Source organism: Erwinia sp. (assembly GCF_049696395.1).
Classification (GTDB): domain Bacteria; phylum Pseudomonadota; class Gammaproteobacteria; order Enterobacterales; family Enterobacteriaceae; genus Erwinia.
On the sequence record NZ_JBAVTT010000041.1, the window covers coordinates 1 to 22,480 of the forward strand.

Consider the following 22,480-nt stretch of genomic DNA (forward strand, 5'->3'; position numbering starts at 1 on the left):
GGTACATCGCGCTGGCGAACGTGTTCGTCTATCTGCTGCGTTACGGCATTCTCGACTGGTCCCCGACTTACCTGAAAGAGGTGAAACACTTCGCACTGGATAAATCCTCCTGGGCTTATTTCTTCTATGAGTATGCCGGGATCCCGGGTACATTGCTGTGCGGCTGGATGTCAGACAAAGTCTTCAAGGGCAATCGTGGTGCTACCGGCGTGTTCTTTATGGTGCTGGTGACCATAGCCACCGTGATCTACTGGATGAATCCCGCCGGGAATCCAGGAGTTGATATGGCCTGTATGATCGTCATCGGCTTCCTGATTTACGGCCCGGTAATGTTGATTGGTTTGCATGCCTTAGAGCTGGCACCGAAAAAAGCAGCGGGTACGGCAGCAGGCTTTACCGGTTTGTTTGGTTATCTGGGTGGGTCTGTCGCAGCGAGTGCGATTGTGGGCTATACCGTGGATTACTTTGGCTGGGACGGCGGCTTCATCATCATGATTGGCGGCTGTGTGCTGGCGGTGATCTTGCTGGTGCTGACTATGCTGAGTGAAAACAAACACAAACAGCAGCTGAAGCTGGCTGAATAAAGCGTTACCGCCCCGGATGCGGGGCGGTCATGAACGTCTTAAACGTTGTACATCTTGCGCAAATAGTGAGGTACCGCGTTATCTGCGTTGCTGCCAATCACTTCCAGCTCTGGCAACAAATCCTTCAGGCGCTGATGAGAGTTGCTCATGATGCAGCCTTTACCGGCCATGCTCAGCATCTCTTTATCATTCATGCCGTCACCAAACGAAATGCAGTCTTTCAGGCTGTAACCCAGAGACTGTGAAACGGCGTCCAGCGCGTGGCCTTTAGACACGCCACCAGCCATCACTTCCAGACAGGTCGGCAGAGAGAAGCTGACGTTAACACGATCGCCCCAGCGCGCAATCAGCGCCTCTTCCAGTGGGATCAACAGATCAGGTTTACCGCAGGTAAAGAACACTTTGCTGATGCCGTCGGTGGGCAATGACCCAGGCTGATAGATCTGATAGTTGAAGTCAGACTCACGGAAAAAATCCATCTCTTCAGGACGGTTGCGGTTCAGGAACCACTCTTCATCGCGATAGACATTGGTGAAAATGTCCTGATGGTCGTGGTGCATCGCAAACAGCTCACTGGCAATGTCTTCATCCAGGTTGTGGCTGAACACCAGCTCACCAGCGGTATTGTGCACACGAGCACCGTTGGAGGTGATCATATAAGCATCAATCCCCAGGCTGTCACGCATCTGAGCGACATCAATATAGTGGCGGCCGGTGGCGAAAATGAAGTTCACCCCTTTGCGGGTCAGCAACTGCAGCGTTTCACGGGCAAAAGGAGAGAGACGGTGATCCGGTGACAACAGCGTGCCATCAAGATCGGAAGCAACGATAGGGTACATAAAACCTCTGGTTTGTCTGTTATCGGGCACGTTTTCTTGCCCGCTAATGAGTCATATCTGAGTTGTGCACAATTAAGGATGTCTGGAAAAAAAGGCGACGATCGCGTCCAGCGCTTCGGCACGCATGCTGTCTTTTTCAAATAAGATCTCATGACGCGCGCCGTCGATAACCCAGGGTTTTCCTCCTTCACAAGGGTTCCCTGCGGTGGTCATGGCCTGACAGAATAAATCCTGGGCCCGGTTATCCACCACCTTGTCCGCACCGGCCTGCAGTAGCAGTAACGGTGTGGAAATTTCTTTCGCTTTCTCGAGAATACTCTGCCCGGCAAGCACCCCTTCACGCACCCAATGGTAAGTCGGCCCGCCAACTCGCAGGCCCGGGTCGTCTGCGTAAAACCGCAGGTTCCGCCGGTAACGTTCACGGCTGTGGGTCAGTGCATTAATACCAAACGGGCGCGCACGCCATTTCCCTGTCCCCATGGCATAACCATCGCGCAGTGCCGGGCGTTTCTCCGCCCAGTTGAGAATATGGTTTGCCATCCAGGCAGGCATCGGCAGATAGATGCCAAACATCGGCGAGGCCAGCACCACCGCATCGAAAGCTTTTGGCTGCCTTGCCAGCATCAGCGTCAGGATTGCGCCACCCATTGAGTGAGCGAGGGCATAGCGATGACGATAATTGCGGCTGGCAATTTCCTTCTGATACAGCGTTTCCAGGTCTTCAACATAGTGGTCGAACGCTTCTACATGCCCGCGATGGGAATCCTGTAGCAGACGGCCAGATCGCCCCTGACCACGGTGGTCGATGATCACCACGTCATAGCCGCAGTGAAACAGATCGTAGGCCAGTTCAGGGTACTTTACGTAGCTTTCAATGCGCCCTGGGCACAGCAGAATAACTTTATCGTGTTGCGCGGAGATGAAGCGGACGTAGCGGATCGCCACGTTTTCCACACCGGTGAATTCGCCCTCTTCCCGGCGCTTCCAGAAATCCAGCAGCGGGCCTGTAGCAAAAGCGGCAAACGCCTTTTCACGCGTTGGCCAGCCGTTTTTTGGACTCGTCATCGGCTTCAGCCCTCACTCCCTTCAACCGCCGCGAAAGACCTTACGTCATCCCGTAGCGCAACCGTAAACAATGACGTATTGTGTCACACTTCTGCGTTATCAGGGAGCGTTACCCATGACCATCGAGTGGTGGCTGGCTTATCTTTTAACTACCAGCATCTTAAGTCTTTCCCCAGGTTCCGGCGCCATCAATACCATGAGCACCGGCATCAGCCACGGCTATCGTGGCGCGGTCGCGTCCATTTCTGGCCTGCAGGTTGGTCTGTCGCTGCACATTGTGCTGGTCGGTATTGGGCTTGGTGCACTGTTTTCCCAGTCGGTTCTGGCGTTTGAGATCCTGAAATGGGCAGGTGCGGCCTATCTGGTCTGGCTTGGCATCCAACAGTGGCGCTCTGGCGGGGGGATTGATCTGCACGCCGTGGCGAAAGCGATGCCGCGCAGGAAACTGTTTAAGCGCGCGGTGTTGGTTAACCTGACCAATCCGAAGAGCATTGTTTTCCTTGCGGCGTTGTTCCCCCAGTTCATCATTCCGCATCAGCCACAGGCCATTCAGTATCTTGTGCTGGGTGTAACGACCGTAGTGGTCGATATTATTGTGATGATTGGTTATGCCACTTTAGCGACACGCATTGCTGGCTGGATTAAAGGGCCAAAGCAGATGAAGTTGTTGAACAGAACCTTCGGCGGGATGTTTATGGCGGTGGGCGCGCTGCTGGCCTCAGCCAGACGCATTGCCTGATTTGCCAGGCTGAAAGGCCGGGTAGCCAGCCCGGCCTGTTAACTAAAATCTTACGTCAGAAATTTGGCAAACGTCAGGATCAGGCTACTCTTCACCATCGACGTGATCTCTGATCATCACCATAAACGGTTTACCGAATCGCTCCAGCTTCTTCTGCCCTACTCCGTTGACACCCAGCATCTCTGAAGCGGTGATCGGCATCTGCTCGGCCATTTCAATCAACGAGGCATCGTTAAACACCACGTAGGGCGGAACGTTATTCTCATCAGCGATCGCTTTACGCAATTTCCGCAGCTTGGCGAACAGCTTGCGATCGTAATTCCCGCCGTAGGATTTCTGGCTGCTGCTGCGGGTTTTCACCGTCACCAGTCTTGGCACCGCCAGCATCAGCGAGGCTTCGCCCCTTAATACTGGCCGGGCAGCTTCCGTGAGCTGTAATGCGGAATGCATGGCGATATTTTGCGTCACCAGCCCCAGATGAATAAGCTGACGCAGCACGCTGACCCAGTGTTCATGGCTCTGGTCTTTGCCGATGCCATAAATTGGCAACTTGTCATGCTGCATATCGCGGATGCGCTGATTGTTTGCGCCTCTCAGCACTTCAACAATGTAGCCCATACCGAAACGCTGCCCAACGCGGTAAATACCAGACAACGCTTTCTGCGCCTCTACCAGGCCATCGTAACGGCGTGGCGGATCAAGGCAGATGTCACAGTTGTCGCATGGCTGCTGGCGACCTTCACCGAAGTAGTTCAGTAACACCAGACGACGACAGGTTTGCGCTTCCGCGAAGGCGCCCATCGCATTCAGTTTATGCCGTTCAATATCCTGCAGGGGGCCAGGCGCTTTCTCATCAAGGCAACGGCGCAGCCAGGCCATATCAGCCGGATCGTAGAGCATCAAAGCTTCGGCTGGCAGGCCATCACGCCCGGCACGGCCCGTTTCCTGATAGTAGGACTCGATATTACGCGGGATATCAAAGTGCACGACAAAACGCACGTTGGGCTTGTTGATGCCCATGCCAAAAGCGACGGTAGCCACAACGATTTGCAGGTCATCGCGCTGGAAAGCTTCCTGCACCTGAGCACGATGGGCATTGTCCATCCCGGCGTGATAAGCGCCGACACTCAGCCCGCGGCTTTGCAACCTGGCGGCCGTGTCTTCTACTTTCGCGCGGCTGTTACAGTAAATGATGCCGCACTTACCCCGTTGATCCTGCACATAGCGTATCAGCTGGTCAGTGGGTTTGAATTTTTCCACCAGGGTGTAGCGGATATTCGGACGGTCGAAACTGCTGATTTGGATCAGCGGATCGTCCAGTTGCAGCAGGCGCGCAATATCATTACGGGTGGTTTCATCAGCCGTAGCCGTCAGTGCCATAACGGGCACATCAGGAAGGCGCTGACGTAATTTGCCAAGCGCGCCGTACTCGGGACGGAAATCATGCCCCCATTGAGAAATACAGTGCGCTTCATCCACCGCAAGCATGGCCGGATTCCAGTGCAGCAAATTGTCGAGGAAGTTATCCATCATCAGGCGTTCAGGCGCGATATACAGCAGCCGCACTTTACCGGTACGACAACCAGCCATGACTTCCTGCTGCTCTTCACGCGTTTGAGTGGAATTCAGACAAGCCGCAGAGACGCCGTTCGCCAGCAGCTGATCGACCTGATCTTTCATCAGCGAGATCAGCGGAGAAACGACCAGGGTCAGGCCTTCTTGTACCAGCGCAGGGATTTGATAACAGAGCGACTTACCGCCGCCGGTGGGCATAACAACCAGGCAGTCACGCCCGTTCAGCGAAGCCTGAATGATGGATTGCTGTCCTGGGCGAAAGTGCTGGTAGCCGAAGGTCTCTTGCAGTACCTGTTCCGCCAGCGCTTCCTGAGTGATAACTGCAGCCGTAGACACGTATTCCCCAAATCTGATGAGGGGTGAGAGGCCGTAGCCACTCACCCAAAAACATTAAAACAGGTCGTTCAACATCACGCCCACACCCACTCGCGTCTGGCGGTGGTTGTAGTCAATCAGTGATTCACCATAGCCGCTGAACACCTGAGTGTAGAAGCGAACGTGATTGGTCATCGGGTAGCTCCAGCCCATTTCCGCGCCGCCATAACCGCTGTTCCAGTTATAGTTGCTCTTCACGCTGAAAATGCTCTCGCCCCACTGATAGCCAACGGTCAGGCGATAATACCCCATGTACTTAGTGATATCCGGGTTATCATCATTATTTTCATTTTCTGGGAGGCGGTACCAGGGTTTGGCTTCCACCATCCAGTTACCGTTCTGCGCCATCAAACGAGCATATACCCGGTTCCAGCTCCGGGACGTCGGTTCTGAACGTCCGTTAGACTGATGATTCAGACCGGTTTCGACGTCGCGCAGTGTCCAGCCAGCAAAGGTGTAATCCGTTGCCCAGCCTAAAAAGATCTGCGGCTGGTAGTCGGTTTCACGGAACGGCGAAGATGCGCCACGGTTAGAAAGCTGCCACCAGTTGTTCTGAGTATAAGAGGCCGCCAGCACCGAGTTATCACCCAAAATGCCACGCCACAGCGGGAACGCCAGGCTAAGCTGGAATTTCACTTCATCGTGCTTGGCTTTATCGCTCCAGCTATAGGAATCAATTGCCTCTTTATTGATGTTGCTGGTGGCGGTATACAGAACATAGTTACTTTCGTACGGGAACAGAACGAAAGGGTTGTCATGCTTTTCCAGCAGGTTAGCAATGATACTGCCACGCACGGCAGGCTGGTCATGAACCTCGGTTACCGTGGCTTCTTGTGCCAGAACTAACGTGGGAAACAGGAAGGCTGCAACCAGCAATCCTCTCAGCATTGGCATAATGTTCTCCAGAACGAAAAAAAGGATAAGTGGATAAAAAGCACGCCATTCTACACAGAAAGCTGGTGTGGCATTAGCGCTGTTTTTGTAAAGTAGACTCCAAATCTGCCTGAGCCTGAAATGGCCGGCGTTTTCTTATTAAAGTGACATTGCCGCAAAGGAATTCTCATGACGTCTGCAGTCCCTCTGACTCAGGAGGCCGCGCGCCGCCTGATCGGTGACATTTTTGTTTATGACATGCCTTTCAACCAGGCGTTGGGCCTGCAGTTAGCCAGGCTGGAACCCGATTATGCAGAACTGAGCTTCGCCAACCAGACTCAGCTGGTCGGCAATGTGGCCCAAAAGATTTTGCATGGCGGCGTGATTGCGTCAGTGCTGGATGTGGCCGCCGGACTGGTCTGCGTGAGCAGTGCGCTAACGCGGCAGGAGAGTATTACGGAAGAAGAGCTGCGCCAGCGCTTATCCCGCATGGGCACCATCGATCTGCGGGTCGATTATCTTCGACCGGGTCGCGGCGAACGTTTCATTGCCACCAGCAGTTTGCTGCGCGGGGGAAATAAAGTCTCCGTTGCGCGCGTTGAGCTGCATAATGACGCCGGCCTTTATATTGCCAGCGCCACAGCGACTTATCTGACTGGCTAAACGTCGCCGTTGCCTTGCGTGCAATGAACCGAATAAATGACCCTACATTAAAAAAACACCCCTCACGGAGCCCTTTTTCATGGATGCGCAACAAACCAGGCAAGGGATATTTTTTGCCCTCGCCGCCTACTTTATCTGGGGTATCGCCCCAGCCTATTTCAAGCTGATTCAACAGGTAGCACCGGGCGAAATCATGACGCACAGGGTTATCTGGTCCTTCTTCTTTATGCTGCTGCTGGTCAGCCTTAGCCGTAACTGGGGCAAAATGAAGCTGATGCTGCAACAGCCGAAAAAGGTGTTGATGCTGGCGGTATCAGCCACGGTGATCTGCGCTAACTGGCTGATCTTTATCTGGGCGGTGAATAATAACCATATTCTGGAAGCCAGTTTGGGGTACTTCATCAATCCGTTACTGAACGTGGTGGTCGGGATGGTCTTTTTGAAAGAGCGTTTTCGACGACTGCAATGGCTGGCGGTAGTGCTCGCCGCCTGTGGCGTGCTGATCCAGCTGTGGAAATTTGGCTCAGTGCCGATCATCGCTATCGGTCTGGCCATCACCTTTTCAGCCTATGGCCTGATCCGTAAAAAGATTGGTGTGGATGCGCAAACCGGGATGCTGATCGAAACCAGCTGGCTGCTGCCGGTTGCCGCTGTCTATCTGTTTGGCGTGGCCGACTCCAGCACCAGCCACCTCAGCCAAAATCCGCTGACGCTGAATCTGCTACTGGTGTCCGCCGGGATCATCACCACCATTCCGCTGATGCTGTTCACCGCAGCCTGTAGCCGACTGCGCCTTTCTACCGTCGGCTTCTTCCAGTATCTGGGCCCAACCCTGATGTTCCTGCTGGCCGTGATCTTTTATGGCGAGCAGATGACACCAGACAAAGTGGTGACCTTCAGCTTTATCTGGGCGGCGCTGGCGCTGTTTATTTTGGATGCGATGTGGACGCTGAAGCGAAGCAGGCAACCGGGTCTGGCCTGAGCCCTGAAACAAAAAACCCCGCTTTCGCGGGGTTTTCTTTCAGGCAGCCAGGATTACAGCCAGTTTTTACGCTTGAAGTAGGCGTAAGGCGCGAGCCCCGCCAGGATCATCAGCGTAATCGCTCCTGGGTAACCAAAGCTCCATTTCAGCTCTGGCATAAACTCGAAGTTCATCCCGTAGCTGGAAGCGACCAGCGTTGGCGGCAGGAACACCACCGAGACCACTGAGAAGATCTTGATGATGCGGTTCTGTTCGATATTGATAAAGCCCATCGCCGCCTGCATCAGGAAGTTAACCTTCTGGAACAGGGATTCGTTGTGCGGCAGCAGAGATTCGATATCTCGCAGAATTTCGCGGGCCTGCTCCAGCTGATTACCCGGTAAACGCGCCTTGCGTACCAGGAAGTTCAGCGCTCGCTGGGTATCCATCAGACACAGACGCACCTTCCAACCGATATCTTCCAGTTCAGCCAGCGTCGACAGCGCACCGTCAAACTCATCGCCCTGCTGACCTTCCATAATCACGCGGCTGAGTTTTTCCAGATCGCTGTAGATGTTTTCGATCTCATCGGCCAGCTGTTCAATTTTCGTTTCGAACAGATCCAGCAACAGCTCGTAAGCGTTACCGTCGATCAGGATCTGATTACGGGCACGCATTCTGTAAAGACGAAACGCAGGCAGTTCACGCTCGCGCAGCGTATACAGGCGTCCTTCACGAATGGTGAAAGCCACCGTGGAGTTTCCGGCGTGGTCATCCGCATCTTCATAAAAGAAAAAGGAGTGGATATGCAGGCCGTCTTCATCTTCGAAGAAACGCGCCGAAGCCTCGATGTCTTCCAGCTCAGGGCGAGTGGCCAGGCTCTGGCCCAGCTCGTTCTGGACGCGGTCACGCTCATTTTCTTCCGGCTCGATCAGGTCAACCCAAACGGAGCTGGACAGCTCGTCGTTCGGTTCTTCCAGCTCAAGGCGGGTTAAGCGGCTGTTATCCAGTTTAAATGCGCTCAGCATAGCTGTACTCCCAATTCACAGTCACAGAATGGGACAATACGCTTGTACACAGGAAACGAGAGTGTTTCAGTCAGCAACAGCATCTGACTCAGAGCGACGGGAAATGCGAGGTCGCCAACAACCGCGAAGGCTATCAGCAGAAGAGGATAGCCTTAGGAGTTGTACCTGATTTGCAGGTCAATGAGCCAGTATGTACTGGGTGTGTCCAAGGCGAGTGTCCTCTTAGGGTAATGGTGCGCGCATGTTACGCTGTGCTGAAAATGACGTCAACAACCCGGCCAGCATAAATACGCAACAATTATTGACAAGTGGTAACCGGACCAGAAAGGAGTACGGGGCGACTAAAATCGCCCCGTTTAGGGGATTAAACGGTTTCAAGCCTGGCATATGCAGCAACCAGCCATTTGATGCCCTGGCCCTGGAATGCCACCTGAAGACGGCTGTGTTCACCGCTGCCTTCAAGGTTAACGATGGTGCCTTCGCCAAACTTGGCATGACGAACCCGCTGGCCCAGCGCAAAGCCGCTGTCATTCTGTGCCAACGGCGTGCCCATACGCTGATGGTTGACCGGACGGCTGACGCTGGCTCGCAAACGCACTTCCTCGACACAGTCTACCGGCAGTTCGCCGATAAAACGGGAAGGCCGGTGATTGACCTCTTTGCCATACAGTCGGCGGGTTTCAGCATAGGTCAGCGTCAGTTTTTGCATCGCTCGCGTGACGCCTACATAGGCCAGGCGGCGCTCTTCCTCTAAACGGCCGCCTTCTTCAAGAGACATCTGGCTGGGGAACATGCCCTCTTCCATACCGACGATAAAGACCTGAATAAACTCCAACCCTTTGGCCGCGTGCAGGGTCATCAGTTGTACTGCATCCTGCCATTTGTCGGCCTGACCTTCACCAGCTTCCAGCGCAGCGTGTGACAGGAAAGCCTGCAGCGGCATCAAGTCCTCGTCTTCGTCCTGATAGCTGTACTGCCTGGTGGCGTTAACCAGCTCCTCAAGGTTTTCAATTCGTGCCTGGCCTTTTTCGCCCTTTTCCTGGTCGTACATCAACCAGAGACCTGAATCTTTGATCACCCGGTCAGTCTGCACGTGCAGCGGCATTTCACTGGTTTCCTGCGCCAGAGAATCCACCAGCTCGGTGAAGCGCTGGAGAGCTGAAGCCGCCCGTCCAGCCAGCGCTTTTTCCTGCAACAGCGCGCGGGTGCTTTGCCACAAGGTCAGCTGACGTTCACGGGCTGTCTGGCGCACCACATCCAGCGTACGATCGCCAATGCCGCGTGTTGGCGTATTCACAACACGCTCAAAAGCCGCATCGTCGTTACGGTTGGAGATCATGCGCAGATAAGCCAACGCATCTTTGATTTCCTGACGCTCGAAGAAGCGCTGACCGCCATAAATACGGTAAGGCATACTGGTTTGTAGCAAGGCTTCTTCCAGCACGCGCGACTGGGCGTTGCTGCGGTAAAGAATCGCGCAGTCTTTCAGCGCGCCGCCGTTTTCCATCCACACCTTGATGCGGTTCACCACAAAGCGGGCTTCATCCAGCTCATTAAAGGCGCAGTAAATCGAAATAGGCTCGCCGTCTTTGCCGTCGGTCCACAGCTCTTTCCCCAACCGGCCACTGTTGTTGGCGATCAGTGTGTTGGCCGCTTTCAGAATGTTATTGGTGGAGCGATAGTTTTGTTCGAGACGGACAGTCTCGGCCCCTTTGAAATCGGTCAGGAAGCGCTGGATATTTTCAACCTGCGCACCACGCCAGCCATAAATAGACTGATCGTCATCCCCAACAATGATCACCTTGCCGGTGTCACCCGCCAGCATGCGGATCCAGGCGTACTGGATGTTGTTGGTATCCTGGAACTCGTCCACCAGCACGTTGGTAAAGCGCTCGCGGTAATGGTTGAGAATATGCGGTTTGTTAAGCCACAGTTCGTGGGCTCGCAGCAGCAGTTCAGCAAAGTCGACCAGACCGGCACGATCGCAAGCTTCCTGATAAGCCTGATAGATACGCAGCCAGGTTTGCTCCACCGGATTGCCGTAGCTTTCGATATGCTTCGGGCGCAGCCCTTCGTCTTTCTTGCCGTTGATGTACCACATCGCCTGACGGGCGGGCCACTGCTTGTCATCCAGATTCATCGCTTTGATCAGGCGCTTCAGGAGGCGCAACTGATCTTCACTGTCCAGGATCTGGAAGTCCTGCGGCAGATTGGCATCCAGATGGTGCGCACGCAGCAAACGGTGCGCAAGACCGTGGAAGGTGCCAATCCACATGCCGCCCTGACTGGTGCCGATCAGCTGCTCGATACGATGGCGCATTTCTGCCGCGGCCTTGTTGGTGAAGGTCACCGCCATGATCGAATAAGGGGAGCAGTTTTCAACGGCCATCAGCCACGCGATACGGTGAACCAGCACGCGAGTCTTGCCGCTGCCAGCGCCTGCCAGCACCAGCAAGTTACTGCGCGGCGCAGCAACGGCCGCGCGTTGTTTGTCATTCAAGCTGTCTAGCAGGTCAGAAACGTCCATAAGCACCGTCAGGAAAGGGGGAGCGCCACGCGCTCCACTGGATATTTAACCAGTCTATTATATCAGCGCAGTCAGCGATGCCAACTGCGAAATTTCCAGCGTGGGAAGCAGGCGGGAATCAGCGATGTGCATCAGGTTGCCTTCACGCAGGTTGATCCAGCAAGCCTGCATACCGGAGCGCACCGAACCCGCTACGTCAGTAGTCAGATCGTCACCCACATGCAGGATGCTCTCCAACGGCAGATTCAGCTTTTCAGCAGCCACGTGATACATGTCTTCATAAGGCTTTGCACGGCCATCAGGACCGGCACGCAGGATAAACTGGAAGTACTTGTCCAGGCCAAACAGATGCGGTTCAGCGTTACCGTTGGTGATCGCCACCAGCGGAATGCGCTCTGCCAGGGTCGCCAGCGTCTGGTGCGTCTCTTCCGGCACCTCAATCCTGCTGCGCCACTGGGCGAAGTTTTCCATAACGGCACGGGAACCTTCATCAGATTCTCGCGGAGTCAGACCGGCATTGAGCATCGCAAGCTCTACCGCGCGGCGGCGCCATTCGCTGACATCATGATAAATGTCCGGCTCCCGCTCCCGCAGGCTGTCACGCAGGTGCTGATAATGCTCAACGCTGAAGTGATTTAAGGCGGGATGATAAGACTGCAGAAACGCGTGCGACTCTTCGGTTGTCCGCAGGATAACCGGATAGTTGTCGTACAGGGTGTCGTCCAGGTCAAAGGTCATCGCTGCAATGGGTCGCAGCGGTCGGTAAAAGTGCATCAGGATTTTCCTCGTTTGGCACGGGGATGGGCGGCATCGTAAACCGAGGCCAGGTGTTGGAAGTCGAGATGGGTATAAATCTGGGTAGTGCTGAGATTGGCATGCCCCAGCAACTCTTGCACAGCGCGTAAATCGCCGCTGGACTCCAGCATATGAGTAGCAAATGAGTGGCGTAATTTATGCGGATGAATGTGGCTGGAAACACCTTGCTTCACGCCCCACTCGGCAAAGCGTTTCTGCACATTGCGGGCCGACATGCGTTTGCCATATTTCGAGAGGAAAACAGCCTGGTCTTCCGGCGCGAACAGGTCACGCATTTCCAGCCAGTGTTCCATCCATTGCACGGCAGTCCGTCCAATCGGCAGGCGGCGCTCTTTAGAGCCTTTCCCTACCACCCAGACTTCGCCCGAAGCTAAGTCCAGATGGCCGGTATCAATGCCTACCAATTCTGACAAACGCAATCCGGCACCGTACATGATCTCGAGCATTGCGCGGTCGCGAACGGCCAGCGGATCGTTCAGATCGATATCCAGCAGTTGGCTCACTTCATCCACATCGATATTTTTCGGCAGATGACGCGGCGCGCGCGGCGTGGCAACGCCTTTCGCCGGATTGGCCTTCAGCACGCCCTGACTGATTTGCCAGTCAAGGAAGCTGCGCAGTGCAGAGAGACGTAAGGCCAGGCTGGCAGGCTTCAGGCCGCCACGGCGACTGCGGGCAGCCAGCGAACGAACCTGAGCCGCATCCAGCTTATCCCAGGCCGTCAGCTTCATCTCGGTGAGCAAAGCAAGGCAGGCGGCAAGCTGGCGTTGGTAATTGATTTGGGTCAGCGGACTGAGCTGGCGCTCTACTTTCAGGTAGCGCAGGAATCCCTCTACGGCGGGTTGTAGAGGCGAGTCGCTGCTCATGCGCGTTCAACCCAGCGCGTCAGCAGGTCAGGCAGCATCAGCGAGAGATGCTGTAACAGCACGGTTCCCATTCCTGACTGATAATGCTGGGTATCGCGGCTGCTGAAGATCAGTACGCCCAGATCGCCCTGCTCACCCATCAGCGACATGGCTACAGAACCAATCGCTTTGGCCTGAGGCAGCAGCAGCAACAGCTCAGGACCGTTGAGGCTCCCCAGATAGTGTTGCTGTTTACCCAGCCGCTGAATACGAACCGATTCAAATGACTGACGAGAAAGCGCTAACTGGGTGAAGTCAGAAGGTGCGCCAATCCGCCATTTCTCACTGAACAGGCGCACATTGGCACCGGCCAGCCCCAGCTCTCTTGCCCAGCGATGCAGACGATTCAACATATCGTGCAGGCTGTCCGCTGCGGCAAGGCGTGCCTGCAGGGCTAACAGACGATCAAACAGCTGCTGATTAGCACTGGCTTGCTCCATCAGCAGGGTGATCTCTTCTTCTAACTGAGTGATGTGGTTACGCTGACGTGCCAGCTGCCACTCCACCAGAGAGACCGTGCCGCGCACTGGATGGGGCACCAGCATCTGCTCAACCTGGCGGGCATTACGGATAAAGAAGTCCGGATTTTGCAGCAGGAACTCGCTGACCGCTCGATCGTCCAGCAGTATTTCGCTGGTCGCCTGTTGTTCTCCGACATTTTTCATAAATGAATAAATCCGTCATAAACGTGAGTGGCTGGACCGGTCATATACAGCGAGTGTCCCGGGCCTTTCCAGGCAATGTTTAAGCTGCCGCCGGGCAGATCGACTCGTACTTTTTCCGCCAGCAATGCCTGCTGGATGCCCACGGCAACAGCAGCACAAGCTCCGCTACCGCAAGCCTGTGTTTCACCAGCGCCCCGCTCATACACGCGCAGGCGGATATGTTCACGGCTGACCACTTCCATAAAGCCGACGTTCACGCGTTCAGGGAAGCGGTCGTGACTTTCCAGGATCGGCCCCAGGCTTTCGACAGCGGCAGTTTTCACACTGTCCACTTGCAGAACGCAGTGAGGATTGCCCATCGAGACCACACCACACATGATCGTCTGCTCGACAACGCGCATCAGATAAAGGTTCTCGGCTTTATTGGCGCGGAACGGAACCTGCTGCGGTTCGAAATTGGGTTCGCCCATATTGACGCAAACCAGCTCATCCTGCGTGACGCTAAGCACCATGCGGCCGGTCTGGGTGCTGACGCGAATATCATTCTTGTTGGTCAGCCCTTTCAATCGCACGAAACGGGCAAAACAGCGCGCTCCGTTGCCACACTGAGCCACTTCACTGCCATCGGCATTGAAAATGCGGTAATGGAAATCGAGATCGGGATCGTACGGCGGTTCGACGATCAACAGCTGATCGAAGCCGATCCCCAGATGACGATCCGCCAGACGCCGGATCAATTCTGGAGAAAAATAGACGTTTTGCGTCACGGCATCGACCACCATAAAGTCATTGCCCAGACCGTGCATTTTGGAGAACTGCATTTTTGGCTCCAACGAGTGCGTCATAGTTTACTGAGCCGTTTGCGTTTCCGGTTCGGTGGTCGAAGGCTGGCTCTGCGTTCCATTCTGAGCTGGCGTCGTGACAGCACGCTGATCCTGAGACGTCGCGGTTGTCGGTGTGGTGCTCTCAGTGGTTTGCTGCGTTGGCTTTTCCTGCGGTGGGAAGTACAAAGGTCCTTTCAGTCCGCACCCTGCCAGGCTGACTACAGCCAGCACCAGCGCCATCCGGCAAATCATTTTGTTCATGCTTATTCTGCTCGTTATCGGGGCCTGTTTGTTGCCTATCATCGCAGGTGAAGTGCTAAAAGCAACAGGAAAAGCTGATTCGATGTCACAGTCAGTGGCGGAAAGCATCCCGCCATGACATCAATGCATTTGATAGCGTTGAGCGTAGTCGCCGTTCGGATCGTTATCCGAGACGGTGGCACAAAGTTGGGCCAGCGTCTGGCTGCGGAAAGGAATAACCTGGAAACGGCCGTCAACATTCACGATCTGGTAGAACTGCGGCAGATTAAAGTTGATAAAGCTTGAGCCGTAGGTAAAGCGATCGTGTGAAGAGGAGTAGAAGCGACTGACATCGCGCACCAGATCTTCTTTACTGCCTTCACAATGGTGATAAATCTCTACCCGGTTGGTTTCATCCAGAATGTAGATATTAAAGCCGAAATCGTCTTTGGTATCTTCGAAGAAGAACTGAATGATCCCTTCACTGGCGTAACCATTCACCACGCCAGGCAGGCGCGTCTGATCGGTTTCTACCTTGATCGACAAGCCATGTAATTTGTTGTTGGAGATAGCCCCGTAGAACTCGACGGCATTTTCCAGCTTCTGAACTGACACGCTCAGACGTTCAAAGAACAGTCCCCATGTCTGGCCCGCAACACGAACCGCTTTAAAACGCCCAGGTTCAAGACGAGTGCTGGACAGGCGCAGCTCGATGCATTCCGACACCAACTGCTGAACACGGGTTCGGATTAACCCACGCAAATGCTGGCTGTAGCAGAACACTTCTACCGAATCTGGCGGTGCAGCATCCTGATGCATTTTGCCGAGAATGGTTTTCAAGCCTTCAATCATCGCCTGCTCGCCATTAAAGTGCAGCGTACGCACCTCATTCCACGAGTTACGATAAAGCAGGTCAATGCTGCCAATCAAGCACTGCTGTTGCTGACCGAAGCTGAACACGTCCAGCTTGCGGAAGTCAAAATGCACCACCTGGTTGCGGAATGCCGCTGTCGGGTCATATTCGAGGTTAACGATAATGGCCAGATGGCGAATTTCACAAGGACTGTAGAGTGCTTTCGGCGTTGGTGACGGCACCCGCAACGGGAAGTGGTGCGAAACGTCAGCGACCAACTCCTGCAATCTTGCGAGGTCGCAGATTTCATTGCCTTTAATGTGCAGGCGAGTTTTGCTGGTCAGCAGGCCGTTAAACCAGGCCCAGGCCACCAGCTTATTCAGGTAACGGTTATATTCCAGCGGCTGATGGCTGATGATCGACTGCATATCCGGCGACTGGTTATAGAGATACCAGCCAGCACGGTTCGCACGGCCATGCGGCACATGAATAAAGGTCAGATGCGATTCCGAGAGATCGGGCGAAATCTGCGGATTCACCAGCGTCACTTTGCCTGGCAGCGCTTCGAAAGCGGCATACAGCTTACGGGTTAATACCCCGATATCCTGCGGACTGGCGCTGACGCTAAGGTTGTTGCGACGCGCAAAGCGGATCAGATTGCGATAACTCTGCATCATCGCATCCAGCAGCTCATTGTGGGCTTCACGCACCCGTTCAATTTTCCAGTCGGCGCGGCTATCCAGCATCGAGATACGATCCGCATCCCAACCCCACTCCGTCACCAACTGGTTAAGAATTTCACGTCGCCAGCCCGACTTGCCGTTATCAACCGACAGCTTTTCGCAAACTTTCAAATAGAAGCAGCGGCGAACCAGGTCCAGACGGGCATGATCGTCAATGCTGGTGAGGTAATGCGTCACTCTTTCCAGCATCATGCAGTAAGGATCAAGGCCGTAAGAAACGATTTCACCGTCGTGCAGACGCTGCTTGATGTCCATCGCCAGCAGCTGAGTACTCGGGTATTCCCACGAGTAAGCTTCCAGCAGCAGGGTTTTCAGCACGGCTTTATAAGGCGAGTCGATACTTTTATACAGCTGCCACAAGCTGGCACCGAAATACTCTTCGGCAGAAAGCGTGTCAAGCCCGCCCAAATCAAGCCACTCGTTCGGGGTTAGCACACCCTTTTGATACAGTGACATGACATAGTCGTCGTAATGCTCTTCCTCTTCTCCCGGCACCATATTCCACAGAATACGTTTGCCCGCCAGGCGAACAGCGGTGCGGTAGAACTCATCAAGCAACAGGATATGCTGCGTGGAACCGCAATCTTCCCCACCGAGGCTGCCGCTCTCGTTATGGCGGAAACGGTTCTCATCAATCAGGAAGAAGCTGACTTCAACCCCCATTGAGGCACACCATTTCTGCAGACGAGTGCATTTTTTCTGCAGCGCCAGGCGCTCTTCATTATCCAGCCAGGACTGGTGACAGACCCAGATATCCAGGTCGGAAGTGAGGTTTTGTCCTACGGAAGAGGTGCTGCCCATGGAGTAAACGCCGGTGATCGGCAGTTCGCCGTGCGGCGGAATGGCAGCGAATGATCCAGATTTTCCTTCTAAATCATTAAGATAATCAATTTGGCTTTCATCAGGCGTGTAAAAGCTGATGCCATGTGGAACGTTACCTTCGAGGTAACCCGGCATCAGCGGATGATGATAATGTAATAAGGTTGGCAGCAGACTGTAGACCTGTTGGAACGAAGGTCCCATAGCAGCCAGAGCGCGATCTACGCGCAGCTGGTTGATAGCATCCAGTCTCTGTTTCAGTGTCTCTATGTAGAGGTACAAGACGTCTCGCCTGATTATCCCAGTGCTTACAAAAACCCTGTTTCCGTAATCCGCCGCTTGATTTAAAAATAGTCGGGCAAATTATTGCTGGAAACGTGATCAATCTAACACCTGGCAGATTGACCGTAAAGAAAGTTGCGCTACACAACAGTTTAGCACGTTTTACGATCCGCCTGGTTTTAGATGCTGTGATCCGTCCGCTGGCCGCCGTTTGAAAGCGTGGAAACTGACAGCATTCCCGTATCAATGATAGGATAATCAATGAGCGATCAAAACGGTAAGAAGCATGTTAGACAAAATTTTAAGAATTGCCACCAGGCAAAGTCCGCTTGCACTTTGGCAGGCACATTATGTTCAACAGCGTCTGATGGCTTGCCATCCGGGGCTTCGTGTCGAATTGGTTCCTATGGTGACCAAGGGTGATGTGATCCTGGACACACCGCTGGCGAAGGTCGGCGGCAAGGGATTATTCGTGAAAGAACTGGAACAGGCGATGCTCGAAGACCGCGCAGATATTGCCGTTCATTCGATGAAAGATGTGCCAATCGCCTTCCCTGAAGGACTGGGACTGGTCACGATCTGCGAGCGTGAAGATCCGCTTGATGCCTTTGTTTCTAATCAATATGACTCTGTTGATGCCTTGCCTCAGGGCGCGGTAGTCGGCACATCGAGCCTGCGCCGTCAGTGCCAGCTAAGCGCACGTCGGCCAGATTTGGTCATCCGTTCGCTACGCGGCAACGTGGGCACGCGTCTTGGAAAACTGGATGCTGGTGACTATGACGCAATCATCCTTGCCGTTGCCGGGCTGAAGCGTTTGGGCCTTGGTGAGCGTATTCGCCATGCCATGCCTGCTGAAGAGTCCTTGCCTGCAGTGGGCCAGGGCGCGGTAGGCATTGAATGCCGCCTGGCTGATGCCCAGACCATTGCGCTGCTCTCCGCCTTAAATGATGAAGAGACTGCGGTACGTGTCAAAGCGGAGCGGGCAATGAACACCCGTCTTGAAGGGGGTTGTCAGGTGCCTATCGGGAGCTTCGCACTGTTGCAGGGTGATGAACTTTGGCTGCGTGGCCTGGTTGGTTCGCCAGACGGGACTGCGATGATCCGGGGCGAACGTCGCGGGCCAAAAGCAGAGGCCGAAAAAATGGGCATCTCTCTGGCAGAAGAGCTGCTGAATAATGGCGCTCGTGAAATCCTTGCGGACGTTTACCAGGGAAATCCGCCCGAATGACGATCCTGGTCACCCGCCCATCGCCGGCCGCCGAAGAGCTGGTCAGCCGTTTGCGTACGCAGGGACGGGCGGCCTGGTCGATGCCGCTGATAGAGTTCACGCCAGGCGTCGATCTGGACAGCCTGGCAGGCCATCTGGCCAATTTGCAGGCGGATGACCTGGTTTTTATTCTTTCGCAGCAGGCAATTCACTACGCGCAGCCTGCTCTGATGCGAGCCAATGCTCCATGGCCCGCCAGCTTGAACTATTATGCTATTGGCCGGACAACGGCATTGGCGCTTCATGCGGCCAGCGGCCTTGATGTCGTCTGGCCGCATGAGCGTGAAACCAGCGAAATATTGATTCAACTCCCGGCCTTGCAACAGGTTGCCGGCAAGCGAGCGCTGATCCTGAGGGGAAACGGCGGGCGTGAACTGCTCGCAGAAACCTTGCAAGCACGCGGGGCTACTGTACAGTTTGTTGAATGCTATCAACGTTGTGCGAAGATCTATCAGGGTGCAATTGAAGGTCGGCGCTGGCGCGATCGTCAGATTGATACGCTGGTGGTGACCAGTGGCGAAATGCTGCAACAGCTTTATTCGCTGTTCCCCGAGATTGATCGTGAGGAATGGCTTCTGCACTGTCGACTGGTTGTCGTCAGTGATCGTTTGGCTACCCGCGCCAGGGAACTGGGCTGGCGAGACATTCAGGTAGCCGATGGTGCCGATAACGACGCGTTGCTGCGAGCGTTACAACAAACTTAAATATGGGATGTGCCACAATGACGGAACAAAAAAATTCCTCCGCCATGGTTGAAGAAACCACCCCAGCGGTAGAGACCACTACAGCAGAACAAAAACCCCCCCGCAAGCCGAAGAATACCGGCACGGCGTTGGGCGTTCTGGCTATAGCGATCGCGCTGGCGATAGGCGTTGGACTTTACATAAATGGTAAACATCAGGCTCAACAGCAGGCCGCGGCTAACCAGACGCTGGCGAATCAACTTTCTGACTTACAGCAGCAGGCCACCAGCGATAAACAGACGCTGGTGCAGCAACTGGCAACGCAGACCAGCGCGTTAGAGACCGCCCATCAGCAGCAAACGGCCTTGAGCCAGCAGCTGGATGAGCTGAAAGAGAAAGTCGCGACTATTTCTGGCAACGATGCCCACACCTGGCTGCTGGCTCAGGCGGACTATCTGGTGAAACTGGCTGGCCGCAAGCTTTGGAGCGATCAGGATGTCACCACCGCCGCGGCACTGCTGAAGAGTGCCGATCAGAGCCTGGCCGATATGAATGATCCGAGCCTGATCGAGGTGCGACGCGCCTTAACTCAGGACATTAGCGGACTGTCCGCAGTCAGCCAGGTGGATTACGACGGCATCATCCTCAAGCTGAATCAGCTGTCGAACGGGGTTGATAACCTGCGCCTGGCAGACAATGACAGCGACGGCAGCCCGATGGATCAGGACAGTGGCGAGCTCTCTTCCTCTCTGCGTGAGTGGCGCCAGAATCTGGTGAAAAGCTGGCACAACTTTATGGATGATTTCATCACCATCCGTCGTCGTGATACCACTGCGGAACCGCTGCTGGCACCAAACCAGGATGTCTATCTGCGTGAAAATATCCGCTCACGCCTGCTGATTGCCGCGCAGGCCGTGCCACGCCATCAGGACCAAATCTATAAGCAGTCTATCGACACGGTGTCGACCTGGGTTCGCGCCTGGTTTGATACTAACGATCCAGCGACGAAAGCGTTCCTCAGTCAGCTGGACGATCTGAGCCAGCAAAGCGTCTCGATGGACGTTCCGGATGCACTGCAAAGCCAGCCAATGCTGGATAAACTGATGCAAACGCGCGTGCGCAATCTGCTGGCACAACCAAGTGCCGGGCAACAGCAGCAGGGAGAATAAGCATGCTTAAAGTCCTGATACTGTTTCTCCTGCTGATTGCGGGCGTAGTGCTGGGCCCAATGCTGGCCGGACACCAGGGTTATGTGCTGATCCAGACCGATAGCTGGAATATTGAAACCAGCGTGACCGGCTTAGCGATCATTCTGATCCTGTCACTGATCGTGATCCTGGTGGTGGAATGGGTGCTGCGCCGCCTGTTACGTACCGGCGTCAGAACCCGTGGCTGGTTTATGGGCCGTAAACGTAACCGTGCACGCAAGCAAACCAATGCTGCGCTGGTTAAACTGGCGGAAGGCGATTATCGCCAGGTTGAAAAGCTGCTGTCACGCAATGCTGATCATGCAGAGCAGCCTGTCGTGAACTACCTGCTGGCTGCTGAAGCTGCTCAGCAACGTGGTGACGAAATCCGCGCCAATCAGCATCTTGAACGTGCGGCTGAACTGGCTGGTAACGATCAGCTTCCGGTTGAGATCACTCGTGTTCGTGTTCAGCTGGCACGTAATGAAGATCATGCGGCTCGCCATGGTGTTGACCGTCTGCTGGAAGTTGCGCCTCGCCATCCTGAAGTCCTGCGTCTTGCCGAACAGGCTTATGTGCGTACCGGAGCCTGGAGCGCCCTGCTGGATATTCTGCCTGCAATGGAGAAATCCCAGGTCTCTGATGAAGCACATCGTCTGGCGCTGCAACAGGAAGCCTGGCTGGGCTTAATGAGCCAGGCCATGGCCGATCAGGGTAGCGATGGGCTGAAACGTTGGTGGCAGGATCAGAGCCGTAAAACGCGCAATGAAACTGCCCTGCAGGTGGCCATGGCGGACCATCTGATTGTCTGTGATGACCATGAGACAGCGCAGCAAATCGTGCTGGATGGCCTGAAGAAGGCTTATGACGAACGTCTGATCCTGCTGATGCCGCGGCTGAAGACCGGCAACCCAGAGCAGCTTGAGAAAGCTCTGCGCCAGCAAATTAAGCAGCATGGCGCTACGCCGCTGTTGCACAGTACGCTGGGTCAGTTGCTGATGAAGCACGGTGAGTGGGAACAGGCTGCCGAAGCGTTCAAAGAGGCGCTTAAACAGCGTCCAGATGCCTTTGATTATGCCTGGCTGGCTGACACGCTGGATCGTCAGCACAAGCCAGAGGAAGCGGCACAGATGCGGCGTGACGGGTTGCTCCTGACCCTTAAGAACGCGCCTTAACGCTTTAGCCATTGATAACCGGGCCTTGTGCCCGGTTTTTTTACGCCTGTCGTTTGGCTACCGACAAAAAAAAACACCTGCCAGACTGGCAGGTGTAAAGATCAGGTCGGTAAGACAATTTGGCTGGTACCTGACTCAACGTATTGTCCCTTGGACTCCAGTAAGGCGTGAGCGAGACTGGCGGGTGGACAACAGGTACCGTAAAGGGCTCTGCATCATTCCTGGGTTTATGAAGCGTTAGCAATCATAAGGAGTGGAATGAGCATCTACAGTCAGGATATTGCAGGAGACGTGCCAGATTTTCTTAAAACACAGATAATAAACCCATCACATTGATAAATAGACGATTTATTTTCCCGATTGCCGTGGTACTTTCTTGTTGGTCGTGGCTAATCAGCGACATACAGCGTTGGCACCGTCGTGGATTAGAGACACCGTAAACGAAGTTACGTAAAGTTGATAATTAACAATGCGTTAGCTGTCTCTTAACGGAGACAAAAGACGGAAAAAAAACGACAGGGCAAAAAAGGGTGTGGACGTCAGGATGCAAAAAGGCCAGCTCGAAAGCTGGCCTTTTCTAAATTGGTCGGCGAGAGAGGATTATTCCCCTGCGGGCCGCTGCTAAAGCAGCGTTGTCTCGCTTTGCTCGGCTCAAACCTCCTTCGGAGATTCTCATCCTCTGTCGGCAGCAGGATGCAAAAAGGCCAGCTCGAAAGCTGGCCTTTTCTAAATTGGTCGGCGAGAGAGGATTATTCCCCTGCGGGCCGCTGCTAAAGCAGCGTTGTCTCGCTT

General features: G+C 54.5%; 20 protein-coding genes and 1 other RNA gene. 8 read left to right on the forward strand and 13 right to left on the reverse strand.

The window, feature by feature from the left end; translation table 11 throughout:
* Positions 1-584 (forward strand): MFS transporter (locus WCC56_RS05715; RefSeq protein WP_424691447.1); only part of this gene is annotated, 584 nt, incomplete at its 5' end.
* Between the two features lie 38 nt (positions 585-622).
* Here WCC56_RS05715 and yigL read toward each other — a convergent pair.
* Together yigL and pldB are read right to left on the reverse strand one after the other, a co-directional pair.
* The gene (gene yigL, locus WCC56_RS05720) at positions 623-1,423 is read right to left on the reverse strand and encodes a sugar/pyridoxal phosphate phosphatase YigL (RefSeq protein ID WP_424691448.1); all 801 of its coding nucleotides are present in this window, start codon (positions 1,421-1,423) and stop codon (positions 623-625) included.
* A gap of 72 nt (positions 1,424-1,495) precedes the next feature.
* Positions 1,496-2,488 carry a lysophospholipase L2 gene (pldB, locus tag WCC56_RS05725; protein WP_424691449.1) on the reverse strand — a complete coding sequence of 331 codons (993 nt, stop codon included), beginning with the start codon at positions 2,486-2,488 and terminating at the stop codon, positions 1,496-1,498.
* Positions 2,489-2,603: 115 nt separating this feature from the next.
* On the opposite strand from pldB, the gene rhtB reads away from it, so the two are divergent.
* Positions 2,604-3,227, forward strand: coding sequence for a homoserine/homoserine lactone efflux protein (gene rhtB / locus WCC56_RS05730; RefSeq protein ID WP_424691450.1), 624 nt, complete (start codon positions 2,604-2,606; stop codon positions 3,225-3,227).
* An 84-nt stretch (positions 3,228-3,311) separates the two neighbouring features.
* Here rhtB and recQ read toward each other — a convergent pair whose 3' ends face one another.
* Positions 3,312-5,138 carry an ATP-dependent DNA helicase RecQ gene (gene recQ / locus WCC56_RS05735; protein ID WP_424691451.1) on the reverse strand — a complete coding sequence of 609 codons (1,827 nt, stop codon included), beginning with the start codon at positions 5,136-5,138 and terminating at the stop codon, positions 3,312-3,314.
* Positions 5,139-5,192: 54 nt separating this feature from the next.
* Positions 5,193-6,071 (reverse strand): phospholipase A, encoded by an 879-nt coding sequence (gene pldA / locus WCC56_RS05740; RefSeq protein WP_424691452.1) that lies wholly within the window; start codon positions 6,069-6,071, stop codon positions 5,193-5,195.
* A gap of 168 nt (positions 6,072-6,239) precedes the next feature.
* On the opposite strand from pldA, the gene WCC56_RS05745 reads away from it, so the two are divergent.
* On the forward strand, positions 6,240-6,713 hold the full coding sequence (locus WCC56_RS05745) for a thioesterase family protein (RefSeq protein WP_424691453.1): 474 nt from the start codon (positions 6,240-6,242) through the stop codon (positions 6,711-6,713).
* Between the two features lie 79 nt (positions 6,714-6,792).
* Complete coding sequence (gene rarD, locus WCC56_RS05750) at positions 6,793-7,695, forward strand: EamA family transporter RarD (protein WP_424691454.1); 903 nt, start codon at positions 6,793-6,795, stop codon at positions 7,693-7,695.
* 53 nt (positions 7,696-7,748) lie between these two features.
* On the opposite strand, the gene corA is transcribed toward rarD, so the two are convergent.
* From corA to WCC56_RS05790, 8 genes are all read right to left on the reverse strand, one after another.
* Entirely contained in the window at positions 7,749-8,702 is a 954-nt protein-coding gene (corA, locus tag WCC56_RS05755) for a magnesium/cobalt transporter CorA (RefSeq protein ID WP_424691455.1), read from the reverse strand.
* Positions 8,703-9,066: 364 nt separating this feature from the next.
* Positions 9,067-11,229: a DNA helicase II gene (uvrD, locus tag WCC56_RS05760; RefSeq protein ID WP_424691456.1), complete on the reverse strand. Its 2,163-nt coding sequence runs from the start codon at positions 11,227-11,229 to the stop codon at positions 9,067-9,069.
* Positions 11,230-11,286: 57 nt separating this feature from the next.
* Positions 11,287-12,003, reverse strand: coding sequence for a 5-amino-6-(5-phospho-D-ribitylamino)uracil phosphatase YigB (yigB, locus tag WCC56_RS05765; protein WP_424691457.1), 717 nt, complete (start codon positions 12,001-12,003; stop codon positions 11,287-11,289).
* On the reverse strand, positions 12,003-12,911 hold the full coding sequence (gene xerC / locus WCC56_RS05770) for a tyrosine recombinase XerC (protein ID WP_424691458.1): 909 nt from the start codon (positions 12,909-12,911) through the stop codon (positions 12,003-12,005). The genes yigB and xerC overlap by 1 nt, the downstream gene beginning before the upstream one ends.
* On the reverse strand, positions 12,908-13,615 hold the full coding sequence (locus WCC56_RS05775) for a DUF484 domain-containing protein (RefSeq protein ID WP_424691459.1): 708 nt from the start codon (positions 13,613-13,615) through the stop codon (positions 12,908-12,910). Before WCC56_RS05775 ends, xerC begins: the two co-directional genes overlap by 4 nt.
* Positions 13,612-14,436 carry a diaminopimelate epimerase gene (gene dapF, locus WCC56_RS05780; protein WP_424691460.1) on the reverse strand — a complete coding sequence of 275 codons (825 nt, stop codon included), beginning with the start codon at positions 14,434-14,436 and terminating at the stop codon, positions 13,612-13,614. The genes WCC56_RS05775 and dapF overlap by 4 nt, the downstream gene beginning before the upstream one ends.
* 27 nt (positions 14,437-14,463) lie before the next feature.
* Complete coding sequence (gene lptM / locus WCC56_RS05785; protein ID WP_424691461.1) at positions 14,464-14,700, reverse strand: LPS translocon maturation chaperone LptM; 237 nt, start codon at positions 14,698-14,700, stop codon at positions 14,464-14,466.
* A 120-nt stretch (positions 14,701-14,820) separates the two neighbouring features.
* Complete coding sequence (locus WCC56_RS05790) at positions 14,821-17,376, reverse strand: class I adenylate cyclase (protein WP_424691462.1); 2,556 nt, start codon at positions 17,374-17,376, stop codon at positions 14,821-14,823.
* Positions 17,377-17,662: 286 nt separating this feature from the next.
* On the opposite strand from WCC56_RS05790, the gene hemC reads away from it, so the two are divergent.
* From hemC to hemY, 4 genes are read left to right on the forward strand one after another with little or no spacing between them, the layout of a single operon-like run.
* Positions 17,663-18,604, forward strand: coding sequence for a hydroxymethylbilane synthase (hemC, locus tag WCC56_RS05795; protein WP_424691463.1), 942 nt, complete (start codon positions 17,663-17,665; stop codon positions 18,602-18,604).
* Positions 18,601-19,347: a uroporphyrinogen-III synthase gene (hemD, locus tag WCC56_RS05800; RefSeq protein ID WP_424691464.1), complete on the forward strand. Its 747-nt coding sequence runs from the start codon at positions 18,601-18,603 to the stop codon at positions 19,345-19,347. Before hemC ends, hemD begins: the two co-directional genes overlap by 4 nt.
* Positions 19,348-19,364: 17 nt before the next feature.
* Positions 19,365-20,495 (forward strand): uroporphyrinogen-III C-methyltransferase, encoded by a 1,131-nt coding sequence (gene hemX / locus WCC56_RS05805; protein WP_424691465.1) that lies wholly within the window; start codon positions 19,365-19,367, stop codon positions 20,493-20,495.
* 2 nt (positions 20,496-20,497) lie between these two features.
* Positions 20,498-21,688: a protoheme IX biogenesis protein HemY gene (hemY, locus tag WCC56_RS05810; RefSeq protein WP_424691466.1), complete on the forward strand. Its 1,191-nt coding sequence runs from the start codon at positions 20,498-20,500 to the stop codon at positions 21,686-21,688.
* 583 nt (positions 21,689-22,271) lie between these two features.
* Here the strand turns inward: hemY and WCC56_RS05815 are convergent.
* Positions 22,272-22,385: non-coding RNA, RtT sRNA (locus WCC56_RS05815), on the reverse strand.
* Positions 22,386-22,480 lie beyond the last annotated feature (95 nt).